The following is a 17267-nucleotide window of genomic DNA, read 5'->3' as shown; positions in this document are numbered from 1 at the left end:
GAGAATTTCCATGAACAACACCCTGATCCAGTGGTACGAACGGGCGGTGGCCCAGTGCAAGCGGCTCGATTTTCTGGCCCTGCTGGCCATTCGCCTCTATCTGATTCCGGTCATCTATGTGGGGGCCCACTCCAAGGTGGTGGGCTTTGCCGGCACCGTCGCCTGGTTTGGCGCGCCAATCTCGGAAGGGGGGCTCAACCTGCCATTCCCGACCCTGCTCGCCTTTCTGGCGGCGGGCACCGAGGTGCTGGGCTGCATCTGCATCGCCCTTGGCCTCTTTACCCGCATCATGGCCATTCCCACAATCTTCCTGATGAGCGTGGCGAGCGCCATGGTGCACTGGAAGCACGGCTGGGACGCCATCGCTACCGGCAGCATGGAGGCCACAGTGCGCCTCAACGGCTTTATCGAGTGGCTGGCGGCCAACTTCCCCGGTCGCTACAACTACATCACCGAGCTCGGGGATCCCGTGATGCTCAACAACGGGATGGAGTTTGCCGCCACCTACTTCGTGATGCTGCTGGTGCTGCTGGTTTACGGCGGGGGCCGCTACGTCAGCCTCGACTACTGGCTCAAGCGGGCAGTGAACAAGGGGGCAGTGGTTTCTCGCATGGCATAACAACCAACAACAATAACAGCGCGTGAAAAGAGACGAGCGGCCTGAGCCGCTCGTTTTTATTTGATGACAGGATAGGGCAGAGTTGCATGCTGGCGCGCTCAATATTGGGGGCAGGCCAGTGCCAGTCTGGCCTCACGTCGTTCGCTGACATGGGTCAGCCCATAGGCCAGCAGCACGATCAGGGCGCCGATCCAGGGGGTGTGGATCAGACCAAGGTGCTCCACTACCAGACCACCGACGATCGATCCCAGCGCAATGCCGACGTTGAAGGCGGCGATATTGAGGCCCGATGCCACATCCACTGCCTTGGGGGTATGGCGCTCGGCCTGTTGCACCACCAGCACTTGCAGACCCGGCACGTTGCCGAAGGCAAAGGCGCCCCACACCAGCACGGTCAACACGGCCAGCACAGGATGGGGCGCGGTGAAGGTGAGGGCCAGCAGCACCAGCGCGAGACCGGCAAACAGCAGCTTGAGGGCGGGCAGGGGGCCCAGACGGTCGGCCAGCTTGCCACCCCAGATATTGCCGATGGCGACCGATACCCCGTAGACCAGCAGAATGAGGCTCACCGCACCGGCGCTAAAACCGCTTATCTGCTGCAGGATGGGGGCGAGGAAGGTGAAGGCCGTGAAGGCACCGCCGTAACCCAGCGCCGTCTTGGCGTAGACCAGCAGCAGCGGCTTGTTGGTCAGCACGACAAGTTGCTCGCGGATGGTCGAGGCCGCCCCCTTGGGCAGGTTGCTCGGGATCAGCAGCAGGCTACCCACCATGGCGACGAGGCCCAGCAGGCTGACCACCAGAAAAGTTTCACGCCAGCCAAACACCTGACCAATCCAGGTGCCAAGGGGGACGCCGGTCACCAGCGCCACGGTGAGGCCGCTGAACATGATGGCGATGGCGCTCGCCGCCTTCTCTTTGGCCACCAGCCCGGTGGCGATGGTGCTGCCCACCGAGAAGAAGACCCCGTGCGCCAGTCCGGTGAGGATGCGGGCCACGATCAGGCTCTCGTAACCGGGGGCCTGCCAGGCCAGCAGGTTACCGGCGGTAAAGAGCGCCATCAGCCCCACCAGCAGCCACTTGCGCGGCACCTTGCCGGTGAGCGCCGTGAGCACGGGGGCGCCGATGGCGACACCAAGGGCATAGAGGCTGACCAGCAGCCCCGCCGAGGGCAGCGATACATTCAGCTGTTCTGCGATGGTGGAAATAAGCCCCACGATCACAAATTCGGTGGTGCCGATCGCAAAGGCACTTAAGGTGAGGGCAAATAACGCCAGTGGCATAACAACTCCTTGGATAGGGACTCCCGACGGGAGAATGGCGCCAGTATGGGGGGGCAGTTTGTTGGCAAAAATGACGGTAACAGCAAATGACTTTTGATAAATTAGCATCAATGGCGGTGAGCCGCAGGGGTTCTCGTTATCTTCTGTGCGACCGCTAATCAGTGATCGCCATCGCAAAGTGGAGTGGCTGTGAACCCTTTTGGGACTCGCTTAAGCTCCAGTACAAGATGGTCAGCATAGGATTGCCTTTGATGATCCCTCTTGTACCGGTCGTGTCACGGCCGTCTCTTGTTTGACAGGTAACATGATGAAATTAAACCGACTCTCCTCTCTTTTGCTGCTGTGCGGCGCCTTTGCGGTACAGGCTGGCCAGAGCGATCCCTTATCTGCCTGGAATGATACGGCGGCCAAGCAGGCGATCACCCGCTGGGTGACCAATGCCACCGATCAGCAGCAGGCCACCTTTATCCCCCAAGAGAAGCGCCATGTGGTGTTTGACAATGACGGCACTCTCTGGCCAGAAGCACCCATGACCTATCAGCTGCAGTTTGCGATGGACGAGATCAAGCGCCTGGCGCCGGAACACCCGGAGTGGAAAGCCGATCCCATCGTCGCGGCAGTGTTGAGCAATGACCTCAAGGCCGTGGCCAAATCGGGAGAGAAAGGGCTCGCCAAGCTGGTGGGGCTGACCCACAGCGGCATGACCACCACCGAGTTTGCCGAGCGGGTCAGCCGCTGGGTCAACAGCAGCAAGGATCCCCGTTTTGGCTGCCACTATGATCAGCTCGGCTATCTGCCGATGAAGCAGCTGCTGAACTACTTGCGGGACAATGGCTTCCAGACCTGGATTGTCTCCGGTGGCGGCGTCGACTTTATGCGGGTGATGTCTGAGCAGATGTATGGCATCCCGCCCCAGCAGGTGATTGGCTCCTTCACTCTTGGTGAGTTTGCCCTGACCGGGCAGGGCAGCGAGATCCGCAAGACCATGAACGGCGCCTTCTTTGATGACGGCAAGGCCAAACCGGCGGCCATCCACCTCTTTATGGGGCAGCGCCCGGTCGGCGCCTTTGGCAACAGCGATGGCGACGTGCCCATGCTGCAATACACCTCAACCAACCCGGATTACCACACCTTTGGCCTGCTGGTGCACCACACCGATGCCAAGCGCGAATACGCCTACGACAGCCATCCGCCAGCCAGTGGCAAGCTGATCGACGGACTGACGCAGGCAAAAGCGCGAGGCTGGGTAGTGGTCGATATGAAATCAGACTGGAATCAGGTGTTTGACCCAGCCCTCTGCCAGAACGCCCGTTAAGCGTGGGAGCTGCGTCTGGCATCCACAGGGCTAGATGCCTGTACGAGGCAAGTGAGAAAACAGGGAGAGCGAGCTGTCGATAGAGCCTCGCTCTCTTACGCCTCGAAGCGTCTTTGTCACCTGTTTTTTGCCAAGGCCCGCTCCACATAGAGGTAGCCGATGCCCATTACCTGCTGGGGGCGGGTCAGTTCACCGAAGCGCAGCTGGGTCGCATTGACCGCATCGCTGCAGTCGAACGGGTTGGCGCCGGTCTGACTGACGATGGTTTGCAGCCAGCTTTCACCAAAGTCGCAGCTGCGGCCATAGAGCCAGATGTGGTTGATGTTGAGGATATTGAGGAAGTTGTAGAGGCTCAGGCCAATGGCGCGGGCCCCTTCGTCCACCAGAGTGCGGATCATGGCATCCCCCTGATGGTAGAGCGCGAGCAGCCGGGCAGTATCCAGCTCCACACCCGCCTGCGCCGGGTTGTCGGCACTGGCTTGTTGCTTGAGAAACACCCGGGCCCGTTTTTTGATGGCAAACAGCGAGGCGACCGTCTCCAGGCAGCCATAGCGGCCGCAAGCACAGGCGCTGCCGTCCGGATTGATGATGGTGTGGCCTATCTGGCCGCTGCCAAACAGGGCACCCCGGTAGATCTGACCGTTGATGATAAAGGCCGACCCTATGCCGTAATCGACGTTGATGACGCAAAAATCCCCGTTTCCTTCTCGGCCCTGCCACTTCTGGGCCAGTGCCAGCATGATGCAGTCGTTATCCACCATCACCTCGCAACCCAGGCGCTCCTCCAGCAGGTACTTGAGCTCGACCGGCGCGTGCCAGGGGGCTTGTGGCATGGTTTGCGACACCCCGGTGGCCGGGTTGACCTGACCGTGTACCGCTAGAGCCAGCCGGATCGCCAGCCCCTTGTGGCGGCGTTTGTGCTGGTAGTAGTGCGCTTCAATCAGGCGCAGCAGTTCATCGGGGGTCTGCGGGGCAATCTTTTGGTCGCTGAACTCACCCTGCGGGGTGATCAGGTTATCCACCAGTATGCTCTCCAGACGGGTGGGGCTGATGTTGAGGCAGAGGATAGCCCCCTGGCCACTGGCAATGCGGTAGCTGCCGCCATTGATGCCGCGCTGGGAGAGGTTCTGTTCGCTGTGGCTGATGGCGCCGTCGGCCACCAGTTCATCGAGGATCTTGCTGACCGCCGGGATGGAGAGTTCGCAGTGGCGGGCCAGGGTGGACTTGCTCGCCTCCTTGAGCTGATAGAGCAGGGCCAGCAGCACCTGCTTGTTGTGGTGGCGGACCTTCTGGTTGTTCAACCCTATGTTCATCGCTTAACTAAACTCCGCTTACTGTATTGCGTGATCTTTCGGCAATTAATGCAGCTTTAACCATTCTAATCTGGTCTCACTGAAAACTTTACTAACAAATGTTGAGTGAGGCGAGATTAATGAGAGCTGATGTAAAGGTCTGGGTAGAGACCATCTCACTGCCGACCTACGAGGTGGGTGCCGAAGATCCCAACCCCATGTTTCTCGAGAAGCGGGTCTATCAGGGCTCCTCGGGGGCCGTCTATCCCTATGGGGTGATCGACACCCTGACCGGTCAGAAGCAGATGAAGTCCTATCAGGCGGTCTGGCTGGAGAACGACTTCATCAAGGTGATGCTGCTGCCGGAGTTGGGTGGCCGCATCCACCGTGCCTACGACAAAGTGATGCAGCGGGATTTCGTCTATTACAACGAGGTGATAAAGCCGGCGCTGGTGGGGCTGGTGGGTCCCTGGATCTCCGGTGGCATCGAGTTCAACTGGCCGCAGCACCACAGGCCCACCACCTTTATGCCGGTGGATTTCACCATTGCGGAGCGGGAGGGCGGTGCCAAGACCGTTTGGTTGGGCGAGGTGGAGCCGATGCGCGGTCTGCAGGTGATGGCGGGCTTTACCCTCTATCCGGACAAGGCGCTTATCGAGATCACCGGCAAGGTGTTCAACGGCAACGACACGCCGCGCCACTTCCTCTGGTGGTCCAACCCGGCAGTGAAAGGGGGTGATGCCCACCAGAGCGTCTTCCCGCCCGATGTGACCGCCGTCTATGACCACGGCAAACGCGACGTCAGTGCCTTCCCCATCGCCCGTGGCACCTACTACAAGGTGGACTACTCCGCTGGCGTCGATATCTCCCGCTACCGCAACATCCCGGTGCCCACCTCCTATATGGCGGACAAGTCCGACTACGACTTCGTCGGCGCCTACTGCCATGACGAGCAGGGCGGCCTGTTGCACGTGGCGGATCACCATGTTTCGCCGGGCAAGAAGCAGTGGAGCTGGGGCAACTGTGACTTTGGTCTGGCCTGGGATCGCAACCTGACCGATGACAACGGCCCCTACATCGAGCTGATGACCGGGGTCTATACCGATAATCAGCCTGACTTCACCTGGCTGGATGCGGGGGAGGAGAAGGTGTTCGTGCAGAACTTCCTGCCCTACAACACCCTCGGCACCCTGCAAAATGCCAACACCCGCGCCGCCATCAAGCTGGAGCGCACCGACGACGGCCTGCTGTGCGGTGCCTACGCGATCGCGCCGCTGTGCCATGCCCGTTTCGAAGTGAGTGACGAAGGCTGCGTGCTGTTCACCCAGACGCTGGATCTGCAACCGGGTCAGGCCTGGCTTGAGCCGCAGGCCATCACCAGCGAGGGACGTTTGCAGGTACGCCTGCTGGATGAGCAGGGGCAGTCGATCTTGAGTTATCTCGAGCATCAGCCCGTGGGCGAAGCACTGCCAGATCCGGCCACAGCGCCGGAGCCAGCCGTCAATCTCGACTCGGTCGATGAGCTCTACTTCATCGGCCAGCATCTTGAGCAGTATCTGCACGCCAGCCGCTCGCCCTTTGATTACTACCTGCGAGCGCTGGAGCTGGATGGTGGCGACTATCGCTGCAATCTGGCGCTGGCAACGCTGGAGTACAACCGCGCCAACTATGAGCAGGCGCTGGCCTACGTCAATCAGGCGCTGGTCCGTGCCCATCGCCTCAACAAGAACCCTCAGTGTGGCAAGGCGAGCTTGCTGCGCGGCCACATCGAGGAGCGTTTGGGCCAGTTTGATGCCGCCTTCGATGACTTCTACAAGGCGACCTGGAGCGGTAACTGCCGCGACAGTGGCTTCCTCGGGCTGGCCCGCATCGCCATGGTGCGCCGTGACCCGCTGCAGGCGCTGCCCTTTGTCGAGAAGAGTCTTGCGGTCAACGGTACCCACTATGGCGCCATCGCCCTCAAAGGGTTGGCGCTGCTGGAGTCCGGTCAGCGGGCGGCGGCCATCGCCTATATCGACGAGCAGCGCGTCCGTTATCCGCTTCACTATCAGCTGGCCTTCCTGCGCTGGCTGGCAAGCGAGCAGCCGAGCGATCTCGAGGCGCTGCGCACCCTGTGCAACGGGCGCGGGGTGAACCTCTGTTTCCTGGCGAGCAATCTGCTGGCATTGGGACGCCCCGAGCTGGCGCAGCAACTGCTCTCAACACTGCCGGTGGAAGAGACCCTGCCGCTGCTGTTCCAGGCTGCGCTACTGCCGGAAGGTGAGGCGCAAGATGCCCTGCTGCAACGGGCCGAGCAGGCCTTTGGTCACAAGGTGCGCTTCCCCAATACCCTTGGCGAGGTGGCCATGCTGGCGCAACTGCCCCACAGCTGGTTTGCCAGCTATCTGCTGGGCTGCTTCCACTACAGCAAGCGCAGCTACCCGCAAGCCATCGCACTGTGGCAGCAGGTGTGCGAGCAGGCACCCGGATTTGCCCCGGCCTGGCGCAACCTTGGCATCTATCACTTCAACAAGAGCGGCGATCCGGTTGCGGCCGAGCAGTGTCTGAGCCGGGCCTTTGCCCTCAAGCCAGACGACGCCCGTCTGCTGTTTGAACTGGATCAGCTGCACAAGCGCTGCGTCATGGCCCCCGCAGAGCGGCTGGCGCTGCTGGAGGCGCATCGTGAGGTGGCCCTCAAGCGCGACGACCTGACTGCCGAACTGCTCAGTCTCTATCACATCACCGGCCAGCTGGATGCGGCGGCCGAGATCTTGCGGCTGCGCGAATTCCATCCTTGGGAGGGGGGCGAGGGCAAGGTGACCGGTCAATACCTCATCAATCAGCAGCGCCGGGCGCTGGTGTTGATGACTCAGGGACGTCACGAGCAGGCTATTCCGTTGCTGCAACAGGCGCTGCACTACCCCCTCAATCTGGGGGAGGGGCGTCTGGTGGGGCAAACCGACAACGATATCCACTACCTGTTGGCGCTCTGCCATCTGGCTTGTGACAACCAGAGTCTGGCGGCCCAGTGCCTGCAACAGGCCTGTCTCGGTCAGGGGTCGCTGGGGGCCAGCCGCTACTACAACGATCAGCCGGTGGATTACCTCTTCTATCAGGGCATGGCGCTGGCGCGTCTTGGCCGGGTTGCGGAGGCCCATCGTCTGTTTGAGGGGATGGTCGCCTGGGCCGAACAGGCGATGGGCGAGTCGGTCGAGGCGGATTTCTTCGCCGTCTCACTGCCCGACCTCATCGTGCTGGATGACGATCCGCAACACAAACATCGCCAGCACTGTCTGCTGGTCAGGGCGCTCGGCCTGTTGGGGCTGGGTCAGCGGGATGGTTGTGAACAGACCTTGCGAGAGCTGCTCACCCTCAACCCGGCTCACGACAAGGGGCACCTCTTTGCCCTGATCTGCCGCGAGCTGTCACTCAACTCACAACACTCATAACAAAAACCGGCGCCCCGCCACGGTGAGGGGCGCCACTGCACCTTACAATCGACAAGATAGAAAGGATGAGACATGGAACGCACGAAAAATCAATTGGATACGAATGGGCTCAATATGAGCTACATCTGGATGATCTGCTTGGTGGCCGCCTGCGGTGGCCTGCTGTTTGGTTATGACTGGGTCGTGATTGGCGGGGCCAAGCCCTTCTATGAGGCCTATTTCGCCATCACGGATCCGGCCCAGTCCGGCTGGGCCATGAGCTCGGCGCTGGTGGGCTGCGTGCTGGGGGCCGCCATCTCCGGCTGGTCTTCCGACCGCTTCGGTCGCAAGAAGCCGCTGATCCTGGCCGCCATCCTCTTCACCATCTCTGCGTGGGGCACTGCGGCGGCCAGCAACTTCGATCTGTTTGTGGTCTATCGCATCATCGGCGGGATCGGCATCGGTCTGGCTTCTGCGCTCTCGCCCATGTACATCGCCGAGATCAGCCCGGCCGACAAGCGGGGCAAGTTTGTGGCCATCAACCAGCTCACCATCGTGATCGGGGTGCTGGCGGCCCAGCTGGTCAACCTGATGATCGCCGATCCGGTGGCGAGCAACGCCACTCAGGCCGATATTCTAGCCACCTGGAATGGTCAGTCCGGCTGGCGCTGGATGTTCGGTGCCGAACTGGTACCGGCGCTGGCCTTTCTGGTGTTGATGTTCTTCGTACCGGAGTCGCCGCGCTGGTTGGCCAAAGATGGTCAGTATGAGAAAGCCTCCCGCATGCTCGGCAAGATTGGCGGTGATGCCTATGCCAAGCAGACCTTGGCCGATATCCGTCAGACCCTGGTGGGCGAGACACACAAGGTGTCGCTGTCAGAGCTGGGCAAACCCTCGGTGCGGCCAATCCTCATCATCGGGATCGTGCTGGCGGTATTCCAGCAGTGGTGCGGCATCAACGTCATCTTCAACTATGCGCAGGAGATCTTTGCCTCCGCCGGGTTTGACATCAACAGCACCCTCAAATCCATCGTCGCCACCGGCCTTATCAATCTGCTGTTTACCCTGATTGCACTGCCTATGGTGGACAAGATCGGTCGCCGCAAGCTGATGCTGATTGGCTCGGCGGGGCTGACCATCATCTACGGCATGATGGCGGCGGCCTATGCCACAGGCGTACTGGGGCTGCCGGTATTGCTGCTGGTATTGGCGGCCATCGCCATCTATGCCCTGACCCTGGCGCCGGTCACCTGGGTGCTGCTCTCGGAGATCTTCCCCAACCGGGTGCGGGGTCTGGCGATGTCAGCCGGAACCTTGGCGCTCTGGATCGCCTGCTTCGTCCTGACCTACACCTTCCCGCTGCTCAATGCCGGGTTGGGTGCTGCAGGCAGCTTCCTGCTCTATGGCCTCATCTGTTTCGCTGGTCTCATCTTCATCTATCGCAAGGTGCCCGAGACCAAGGGGGTGACGCTGGAGGCACTGGAGGCTCAGCTGGCCCAAGGCAAGGTGGAGCTGACGCCGACCAAGGCGAGCGCCTCGGCATGACGGTATACACATTAAACAACCCGCATCTTAGGATGCGGGTCTCTGCACAAGGGGCCTGTCTGCTGGGGCTGGAGGATGATAAAGGGCGCCCGCTGCTGCGCGACACGGACCCGGCGCAGCCATGGCATCCCGGGCAGAGCGCGCTGTTTCCCATGGTGCCGCTGGCCAATCGGGTAGCGGGCAATCGGTTCGAGCTGTGGGAGGATGACTGTTCGTTGCCCGAGAGCGAGCTCGATCCCGACTTCTTTTTGCATGGGGATGGCTGGTTGCAGCCTTGGCAACCGGTGGCGTTGACCGACAGCTCGGTGACCTTGCAGCTCACCAGCCAGAATGGCCCCTTTCACTATTTGGCGGAGATCGACTATCGGCTGCAGGGAGCAAGCCTGGTGGCGCGGATCAGCCTGACCCATCTTGGGGAGATCCCCTGCCTCTACGGCGCGGGTTTCCACCCCTTTTTCTGGCGTGACGAGCAGACAAAGATTCGCTTTCTGGCGAGCGGTGTCTGGCAGGAGGGGGAGGATCATCTGCCGACCGACTGGTCGAGCAGGCTTGCGCCCCACCTCGATTTTCGTCAGTGGCAGCGCCCGCAAGGGTGGCTCAACCACTGTTACGGCGGCTGGCGCGGTCAGGCCGAGATCGATCATCCTGCTCGCCAGCAGCGCCTGCTGGTTTCAAGCGAGTGTGCCTTCCTGATGCTCTACCAGCCCGATGACACGAGTGGCTTTGTCTGTCTGGAGCCCCAGAGTCACGCCGCCAATGCCCACCACATGGCAGGTCACCCCGGTTTGCGGTTACTCGCAAGAGGTGACCGTATGAGTATCGGTATGACCTTGACAGTGGTGTCCGGGGGCTAACGCAATCCAGCTTCGATCAGTGGGGATCCGCCGGTACCAGCAGTACCTCGATCCCGGCATGCTGCAAACCAGTCAGCATGTCTGCAGGCAGCGCATCATCGGTGATCAGTGTGTGAATGCGTTGAGTATCAATGATCCTGTGGAGGCTGGAGCGGCGAAATTTGCTGGAATCTGTGACCACTATGATTTTCTTGGAAACTTGGCACATGCAGCGGTTAATGCGCGCTTCATCCTCGTGATGGGTACTGACGCCACATTCAAGATCGATTCCATCCACCCCGAGAAACAGCATATCGAAATGGTAGTTTTGCAGGGATTGTTCTGCTTGCGCACCATAGAACGAGAGTGACTTGCGGCGCAGGTGACCGCCGGTCATCAACAGGTCGACTCCCTCCGCCTCCAGCAGTGCATTTGCCACGTTCATACCGTTGGTCATCACCAGAATCTCCTGATGCTCCCGCAGATGACGAGCCACCTCCAACGTGGTTGTACCCGAATCGAGGATGAGGCGACTCCCTGGTTGCACCAGCGTCGCCGCCAGTGCACCGATCCGCTGTTTGACCGGCGTATTGAGCACGCTCTTGTCGGCAATGGTTCGCTCGGGCACCGCCTGATTGGGTTCGCACAGCAGGGCGCCACCATAGGCGCGCACAGCAACCCCTTGTTTTTCGAGGAATGCCAGATCATTGCGAATGGTGACGGTCGACACCTGATAATGGGTAGCCAGTTCGTTGACCTGAACGCTGCCATTGCTGCGCAGCTGCTGAATGATCCGCTCCCGCCGCTCACTGGTGCCGAGTACGCTCTTTTCAGTTATTTGCATAGTCTCTTCTATAAGTCTGTTGTGGTGAAAAATTTCTTTCACTTCGTTACGTTTTCATATTAACGCTCAGCATAAGAGTCAAATCAAGCATTGCTGAACTTTTTCACAACGACTTCTCATTTCTCATTTCTTAAAATCTTTCAATACCTTTCTTTTTGTGATCCGCATCAAGAAGGTAGAACTCTTTTGTTTCGTTTTCTTTGTGTTGTTACTAGAGTAAAGGAAATCAAGTGAAAGCTCTCTTTCATCTGGAGCAACGAAGGAAGATCAAAATGAAATCCATGCAGTCACTGGTCGAAAGACATAAACAGGGAGAACCGGTCGGGATCTATGCCGTCTGCTCCGCTCACCCGCTGGTGCTGGAGGCCGCTTTGTGCTTGGCCGCCGAAGGGGATCAACTGCTGCTGGTCGAGGCCACTTCCAATCAGGTGGATCAGTTCGGTGGTTACACTGGCATGACCCCGGCCGATTTTCGCGATCGCCTCTATCAGCTGGCTGCCGAGTGCCACTTTCCAGCGCACCGACTGATTCTTGGAGGGGATCACCTTGGTCCAAACCGTTGGCAAGGTGAGCCCGCCGAGCAGGCCATGGCCCATGCCGAGGATCTCATCGCCTGCTATGTTGCTGCCGGTTTCAAAAAGATCCATCTTGACTGCAGCATGTCTTGTCAGGGGGACCCGGTGCCGCTGACCGATGAGCTGGTCGCCGAGCGGGCCGCCCGTCTGGCGCAGATCGCCGAGCAAACCTGTCTGGCCAAATTTGGCCAGAGCGATCTGGTCTATGTCATTGGTACCGAGGTGCCGGTTCCGGGCGGTGCCCATGAAGAGCTGGCCGAGCTGACTGTCACCACGCCGGAAGCCGCCCGTCATACCCTGGAAGCCCACCAGCAAGCCTTCGCGCAGGTCGGTCTGGCCCATATCTGGCCCCGGGTCATTGGGCTCGTTGTCCAGCCCGGGGTCGAGTTTGACCACACCCACATTATCGATTACCAATCAGCGAAAGCGGCACCACTGAGTCGGATGATCGAAGCCTACCCCCATCTGGTGTTTGAGGCTCACTCCACCGATTACCAGACCCCCGAGGCTTATCGTCAGCTGGTTCGCGACCACTTTGCCATTCTCAAGGTCGGTCCGGCCCTCACCTTTGCCCTGCGTGAAGCGTTGTTTTCCCTTGCCGCCATCGAAGAGGAGTTGGTTGTCGCCAAGGCGTGCTCGGGCCTGCGCCAGGTGATGGAAGAGACCATGCTGGATCGCCCCGACTTCTGGCGCAGCCACTATCAGGGCAACGCCAACGAATGCCGACTCGCGCGCGGTTACAGCTACTCAGACCGCATTCGCTACTACTGGCCCGATGCGCGCGTAGATGAGTGCTATGCCAGATTGCTCACCAACCTGGCCGCCGAGCCCATCCCCTTGCCACTGCTCAGCCAGCACATGCCCCTGCAGTACCGCAAGGTACGTCAGGGCACGTTGGCGGCCAATCCCCATGAGCTCATTCTCGATCAGGTGCAGGAAGTGTTGCGCAGCTATGCCAATGCCTGCGGCACAGTCTGCCCCTGTCCTTCCCAGCTTGACCCTGTTGTTTAAGGAGTTGTAGACATGATCCTTGGTTATTCAGAAGAGATGCTGCGCACGGCCAACGGCCTAGCGACAGCCCATGAAATAGAGCAACAACCGGCCACCTGGCGAGAGACCCTTGCCATGGTGGAGGAGTGCCGCACTCCGCTGGATCGCTTTCTTACCCCTCTCTTGTCCCATCGCAATCTGCGGGTGATCCTGACCGGTGCCGGTACCTCTGCCTTTGCCGGACGAGCGTTGGCCCCTTACCTCTCTGGCCACTTGAAGGCCCGGTTCGAGGCGATTGCCTCCACCGATATCGTCACCGATCCGGCCGAGTATCTGGCCGAGGATTGCCCGACTCTACTTATCTCGTTCGCTCGCTCAGGCAATAGCCCGGAAAGCGTGGCCGCCGTTGAGCTCGCCAGCCAACTGCTCGGCAACTGCCATCATCTGGTACTCACCTGTAACGGTGAAGGGGCGCTCTATCGCCGCTGCCAGCAAGATGCCCGCTCTCTGGCCCTGTTGATGCCGCCCCAAACCAATGATCGCGGCTTCGCCATGACCAGCAGCCTCACCAGCATGATGCTGAGCTGTCTTGCCGTCTTCCTGCCGAGCCAGTTCAACCAGCAGGTGTGTGCGCCGCTGGCTGGCGTCAGTGAAGCGATCCTTGAGCAGGTTGTTCAGCGGGTACCAGCATGGAATGAGCCATTGCCACAACGGGTCATCTATCTTGGCAGCGGCAGCCTGCAAGGGGTTGCCCAGGAGTCAGCCCTCAAGTTGCTGGAACTGACCGGTGGCCGACTGGTCGCCATGTTTGACTCTCCCACCGGCTTTCGCCATGGCCCCAAATCCATCGTCAATGCACAGACCCTGATCGTCCAGCTCATCTCCAACGACCCCTATACCCGTCAATATGATCTGGACCTGCTGCGCGAACTGCGGGCTGATGGACAGGCAGCCCGGGTGGTCGCCATTGCTGACCAGCATGATCCTCACATCGAACAGGGTGAGCACATCTATCTGCCCCACACCCTCCACTGTGATGATGCCCAGCTGGCCTTCGGTTACCTGCTCTATGCCCAGTTCTATGCCTTTCATACCTCGTTGAGCCTCGGCATCAGCCCGGACAATCCTTGTCCGACCGGGCAAGTCAACCGGGTCGTACAAGGGGTAAAAATTTATCCATATAAAAGCTAGGAATGAGAATCAACGAACAGAAATTGCTATAAAGATTAATCGCTATACACATGAATACATTGAATATTTATGTTTGTGAACGCTTTCATCTTTCGTGGTCTGTTTGTTGTTAATCATTAGAAAAAGGAGTGAGTCACATGTTAGGCATCATTATCACGGGGCATGGCGGTTTTGCCAGTGGACTGGCAAAGGCAATGGAACAGATCCTCGGTGAACAGCCATATGTGGCGGCAATTGATTTTCCCGAATCATCGACCACCAGCAAGTTGGAGCATCAACTTGCAGAAGCCATGTCGGCAGTAGAGCAGGGTGATGGTCTGAGTGTCAGTGAATTCCGTATCCAGGCCCTTGCCTGTGGTCACCGGGGCCTCACGTCGCTGGCGGATGAAATGCAAAAAGATCGCCAGGCAGAAGCAAGTCTGGTCGAGGAGGGCATTTAAATGGCTTCACGGATCCGTGCCCGCCGCCTGCTGACCGAGCAGGGCTGGCTGGAGCATCAGGAGCTTACCCACCAAGAGGGCATCATCACCGCGATCGCCCCCATCACAGATGCCGATCCGGTGCGGGATGTCGATCTGCTGGTCCCGGCCCTGATCGATGGTCATGTCCACGGCGGCGCCGGTGTGGATGTGATGGACAACGACAGCAACGTCCTCGGCATCTTGTCGATGGCCAAGGCGGCGGAAGGTGTCGGTGCATTTCTCGCTACCACGGTTACTGCTCCGCTCCCCGAGATCGAGCTGACCCTTGCCCGTATTGCTGATGGCGTCGCCAGCGGCATGCCGGGCGCTGAGCTGCTTGGTTGCTATCTGGAGGGGCCCTATTTTACCCCCGCCAATAAGGGTGCCCACGATCAGGCGCTGTTTCGGGAGCTGGAGGTTGCCGAGCTGAACCATCTGCAACAGCTGGCTCGCGGCACCCTGAAAGTGGTGGCGCTGGCACCGGAAAAGCCCAATGCCATCACGGCCATTCGCCATCTCGCCGCAAACGGCGTGCGGGTGATGCTGGGCCACTCGGCGGCTGATCACGACACTACTATGGCAGCGCTGTCGGCGGGCGCTTCCGGGCTGGTGCACTGCTTCAACGGCATGCGAGGTCTGCACCACCGCGAGCCCGGCATGGTGGGCGCGGGCCTGGTCCATCCCGATGCCTGGCTGGAGCTGATCGCCGATGGTCATCATATCCATCCAAGCGTGCTCAAACTCTGCCACTGCTGCGCCGGTGAGCGCCTGCTCCTTATTACGGATGCGATGCGCGCCGCAGGTATGCCAGATGGTCACTACCTGCTGGGCAACTACCGGGTCGAGATGAAAGAGGGGGTGGTGCGCACCGAGGCCGGCGGCCTGGCCGGTAGCACACTCACGTTGCTCGATGCCGTGCGCAACATGGTCAATTTGGCAGACATCCCGCTTGCCGATGCCATTCGGATGGCCTCACTGGCCCCGGCAAAGATGCTCGGTATTGCCGATCGTCTCGGTTCACTGGCGGTTGGCAAACAGGCCAACCTGCTCGCCCTCACTACTGAACTTACTCAACAACACATCTGGGTTGCTGGTCGGGAGATTGAGCCCGCCCACTTCGCCCCCCTTTTCTCAGGATCTCGCGTCAATCAGGACGCTCAGGAGTCACTATGTATCTGATCTCTTCCCATGAAATGCTCAAAGATGCCCAGCGCCGCGGTTACGCCGTGCCTGCTTTCAACATCCACAACCTGGAAACCGTCCAGGTGGTCGCTCGTACCGCAGCCCGTATGCGTTCACCGGTGATTTTGGCTGGTACCCCGGGTACCTATCGCCATGCCGGGGTCGAGTATTTGGTCTCCATCTGTCAGGCAGCTGCCCATGAGTACCGCATTCCGCTGGTGCTGCATCTGGATCACCACGAAGACGAGCAGGACATCCATAACAAGGTCGAAGCGGGTATTCGCTCGGCCATGATCGATGCCTCGCACTTTCCGTTTGAAGAGAACATCGAAAAGGTGCGCAGCGTAGTCACCTACTGCCACCGCATGGGTGCCAGCGTCGAAGCCGAACTGGGCCAGCTGGGCGGCCAGGAAGATGACCTCATCGTTGATGCCGCAAATGCCAAATTTACCGATCCGCTGAAGGCGGCCGAGTTTGTCCGCCGTACCGGTATCGACTCGCTGGCTGTTGCCATCGGCACTGCCCACGGCCTCTATAAGGAAGAGCCCCGCCTCGATTTTGCCCGCCTCGCTGCGATCCGTGAGCAGGTGGATATTCCGCTGGTTCTGCACGGCGCCTCCGGTGTGCCGGAAGCCGATGTCCGCCGCTGCATCGAGCTGGGGATCTGTAAGGTCAACGTAGCGACCGAATTGAAGATCGCCTTCGCCGATGCCATGAAAGCCTTCCTTGGTAGCCACCCCGATGCCAGCGACCCCCGTCAGTATCTGGTGCCTGCCATGGCAGCCATGGAAGAGGTGGTCGAAGCGAAAATCCGCATGTGTATGAGTGAGAACCGTATTTGATTTGGATAGGTTATCCATCGCCTGTGATTTATATCCGTTTATTGACGTGCGGCAGTGACCTGGGTTCATCTGTTTGCTAACCGTAAGTGAGATGCATTCTTACAGAAGGCATTAAGTAGTTAGAAAAAGCATTGATGATGGCAGTATCTTTCAATGTCTTTTTATTTACTTCGTGAAAGCGATCCCATTTTCGTTTTCTTTCAGTGTGTTAATATCAGGACTAGAGTTAAGCTCACTAAAACACCGTCAGTGCGGGCTGGAACGAATAATGACATCAAGTATGCACCCAACAAGCATAATGACGTCTCTAGTTAATCTAATCAGATGGGTTAGTGTATTGCCTGCATATATTCAGGCATGCCTATAATAGAGGGATGAAATATATGAAAACTCCAAATATCGTATGGACTAGGATTGATGAACGTTTGTTGCACGGGCAAATTCGTATCACTTGGGGTAAACACACAGAGGCGAATTTGATTCTTGTTGCTAATGATGATGCAGCAGAAGGTCCCAATGCTGCTTTCATGCAGGCAGGGATGAAGGCTTCTGCAGGGGGGGAGTATGCGGTCAGGTTCTTTACGATACAAAAGACCATTGATGTAATTAAAAACGCTTCAGAGAGACAACGAATTTTTATTTTGTGCAACAATCCAACCGACGTGGCTCGTTTAGTCGAAGGGGGCGTGCCTATTACCCATTGCAATATCGGTAACATGCATTATCACGAAGGAAAAAAACAAATTTCAAAAACTGTCTCCGTTGATTCAAAAGATATGAAAGCTTTTGATGTCATGGTTGGCAAAGGGGTCGTCTGTACAGTTCAAAATACACCAGACCAGACTGCTATCGATATTTTTGAGTTGGCTAAGCGTGCAGCTTAACATTCGA

Annotated in this window: 14 protein-coding genes; 11 read left to right on the top strand and 3 right to left on the bottom strand. The window is 58.9% G+C overall.

Annotated elements, in window-relative coordinates; all coding sequences use genetic code 11:
• The first annotated feature begins 10 nt into the window (after window positions 1-10).
• Complete coding sequence (locus ACY8FN_RS17045) at window positions 11-619, top strand: HvfX family Cu-binding RiPP maturation protein (RefSeq protein WP_463100675.1); 609 nt, start codon at window positions 11-13, stop codon at window positions 617-619.
• Window positions 620-717: 98 nt separating this feature from the next.
• Here the strand turns inward: ACY8FN_RS17045 and ACY8FN_RS17040 are convergent, their stop codons facing one another.
• Window positions 718-1899, bottom strand: a complete 1182-nt coding sequence (locus ACY8FN_RS17040) for an MFS transporter (protein WP_463100674.1) — start codon at window positions 1897-1899, stop codon at window positions 718-720.
• 307 nt (window positions 1900-2206) lie between these two features.
• On the opposite strand from ACY8FN_RS17040, the gene ACY8FN_RS17035 reads away from it, so the two are divergent.
• Window positions 2207-3214: an HAD family hydrolase gene (locus tag ACY8FN_RS17035; RefSeq protein ID WP_463100673.1), complete on the top strand. Its 1008-nt coding sequence runs from the start codon at window positions 2207-2209 to the stop codon at window positions 3212-3214.
• 116 nt (window positions 3215-3330) lie between these two features.
• Here ACY8FN_RS17035 and ACY8FN_RS17030 read toward each other — a convergent pair whose 3' ends face one another.
• Window positions 3331-4527, bottom strand: a complete 1197-nt coding sequence (locus ACY8FN_RS17030; protein ID WP_463100672.1) for an ROK family protein — start codon at window positions 4525-4527, stop codon at window positions 3331-3333.
• Between the two features lie 119 nt (window positions 4528-4646).
• Between ACY8FN_RS17030 and ACY8FN_RS17025 the strand changes: the two genes are divergently transcribed.
• The 3 genes from ACY8FN_RS17025 to ACY8FN_RS17015 all read left to right on the top strand — a co-directional run bounded on the left by ACY8FN_RS17025 (window position 4647) and on the right by ACY8FN_RS17015 (window position 10312).
• Window positions 4647-7934, top strand: coding sequence for a DUF5107 domain-containing protein (locus ACY8FN_RS17025; RefSeq protein WP_463100671.1), 3288 nt, complete (start codon window positions 4647-4649; stop codon window positions 7932-7934).
• Between the two features lie 72 nt (window positions 7935-8006).
• On the top strand, window positions 8007-9458 hold the full coding sequence (locus ACY8FN_RS17020) for a sugar porter family MFS transporter (protein ID WP_463100670.1): 1452 nt from the start codon (window positions 8007-8009) through the stop codon (window positions 9456-9458).
• Window positions 9455-10312, top strand: a complete 858-nt coding sequence (locus ACY8FN_RS17015; protein ID WP_463100669.1) for an aldose 1-epimerase — start codon at window positions 9455-9457, stop codon at window positions 10310-10312. Before ACY8FN_RS17020 ends, ACY8FN_RS17015 begins: the two co-directional genes overlap by 4 nt.
• 16 nt (window positions 10313-10328) lie before the next feature.
• On the opposite strand, the gene ACY8FN_RS17010 is transcribed toward ACY8FN_RS17015, so the two are convergent.
• Window positions 10329-11135, bottom strand: coding sequence for a DeoR family transcriptional regulator (locus tag ACY8FN_RS17010; RefSeq protein ID WP_139690664.1), 807 nt, complete (start codon window positions 11133-11135; stop codon window positions 10329-10331).
• A gap of 272 nt (window positions 11136-11407) precedes the next feature.
• On the opposite strand from ACY8FN_RS17010, the gene kbaZ reads away from it, so the two are divergent.
• From kbaZ to agaV, 6 genes are all read left to right on the top strand, one after another.
• Window positions 11408-12721, top strand: a complete 1314-nt coding sequence (kbaZ, locus tag ACY8FN_RS17005; RefSeq protein ID WP_463100668.1) for a tagatose-bisphosphate aldolase subunit KbaZ — start codon at window positions 11408-11410, stop codon at window positions 12719-12721.
• A 12-nt stretch (window positions 12722-12733) separates the two neighbouring features.
• Window positions 12734-13891: an SIS domain-containing protein gene (locus ACY8FN_RS17000; protein ID WP_463100667.1), complete on the top strand. Its 1158-nt coding sequence runs from the start codon at window positions 12734-12736 to the stop codon at window positions 13889-13891.
• A gap of 137 nt (window positions 13892-14028) precedes the next feature.
• Window positions 14029-14331, top strand: coding sequence for a PTS sugar transporter subunit IIA domain-containing protein (locus tag ACY8FN_RS16995; protein ID WP_463100666.1), 303 nt, complete (start codon window positions 14029-14031; stop codon window positions 14329-14331).
• Complete coding sequence (gene nagA / locus ACY8FN_RS16990; RefSeq protein WP_463100665.1) at window positions 14332-15531, top strand: N-acetylglucosamine-6-phosphate deacetylase; 1200 nt, start codon at window positions 14332-14334, stop codon at window positions 15529-15531. It abuts the gene before it with no gap.
• On the top strand, window positions 15522-16376 hold the full coding sequence (locus tag ACY8FN_RS16985) for a tagatose bisphosphate family class II aldolase (protein WP_042061250.1): 855 nt from the start codon (window positions 15522-15524) through the stop codon (window positions 16374-16376). Before nagA ends, ACY8FN_RS16985 begins: the two co-directional genes overlap by 10 nt.
• Before the next feature lie 383 nt (window positions 16377-16759).
• Complete coding sequence (agaV, locus tag ACY8FN_RS16980; RefSeq protein ID WP_438538590.1) at window positions 16760-17260, top strand: PTS N-acetylgalactosamine transporter subunit IIB; 501 nt, start codon at window positions 16760-16762, stop codon at window positions 17258-17260.
• Window positions 17261-17267: the final 7 nt, after the last annotated feature.

Source organism: Aeromonas sp. 160P, assembly GCF_055193095.1.
The sequence above is the reverse complement of the archived record's forward strand: the minus strand, read 5'-3'. Positions and strand labels throughout refer to the sequence as shown.

What these genes read in the sequence shown, in the direction of transcription:
- agaV (WP_438538590.1), top strand. Translation starts at nt 16,760, where the DNA reads ATGAAAACTCCAAATATCGTATGGACTAGGATTGATGAACGTTTGTTG.
- ACY8FN_RS17045 (WP_463100675.1), top strand. Translation starts at nt 11, where the DNA reads ATGAACAACACCCTGATCCAGTGGTACGAACGGGCGGTGGCCCAGTGC.
- kbaZ (WP_463100668.1), top strand. Translation starts at nt 11,408, where the DNA reads ATGAAATCCATGCAGTCACTGGTCGAAAGACATAAACAGGGAGAACCG.
- ACY8FN_RS17015 (WP_463100669.1), top strand. Translation starts at nt 9,455, where the DNA reads ATGACGGTATACACATTAAACAACCCGCATCTTAGGATGCGGGTCTCT.
- ACY8FN_RS17010 (WP_139690664.1), bottom strand. Translation starts at nt 11,135, where the DNA reads ATGCAAATAACTGAAAAGAGCGTACTCGGCACCAGTGAGCGGCGGGAG.
- ACY8FN_RS17025 (WP_463100671.1), top strand. Translation starts at nt 4,647, where the DNA reads ATGAGAGCTGATGTAAAGGTCTGGGTAGAGACCATCTCACTGCCGACC.
- ACY8FN_RS16985 (WP_042061250.1), top strand. Translation starts at nt 15,522, where the DNA reads ATGTATCTGATCTCTTCCCATGAAATGCTCAAAGATGCCCAGCGCCGC.
- ACY8FN_RS16995 (WP_463100666.1), top strand. Translation starts at nt 14,029, where the DNA reads ATGTTAGGCATCATTATCACGGGGCATGGCGGTTTTGCCAGTGGACTG.
- nagA (WP_463100665.1), top strand. Translation starts at nt 14,332, where the DNA reads ATGGCTTCACGGATCCGTGCCCGCCGCCTGCTGACCGAGCAGGGCTGG.
- ACY8FN_RS17040 (WP_463100674.1), bottom strand. Translation starts at nt 1,899, where the DNA reads ATGCCACTGGCGTTATTTGCCCTCACCTTAAGTGCCTTTGCGATCGGC.
- ACY8FN_RS17030 (WP_463100672.1), bottom strand. Translation starts at nt 4,527, where the DNA reads ATGAACATAGGGTTGAACAACCAGAAGGTCCGCCACCACAACAAGCAG.
- ACY8FN_RS17000 (WP_463100667.1), top strand. Translation starts at nt 12,734, where the DNA reads ATGATCCTTGGTTATTCAGAAGAGATGCTGCGCACGGCCAACGGCCTA.
- ACY8FN_RS17020 (WP_463100670.1), top strand. Translation starts at nt 8,007, where the DNA reads ATGGAACGCACGAAAAATCAATTGGATACGAATGGGCTCAATATGAGC.
- ACY8FN_RS17035 (WP_463100673.1), top strand. Translation starts at nt 2,207, where the DNA reads ATGAAATTAAACCGACTCTCCTCTCTTTTGCTGCTGTGCGGCGCCTTT.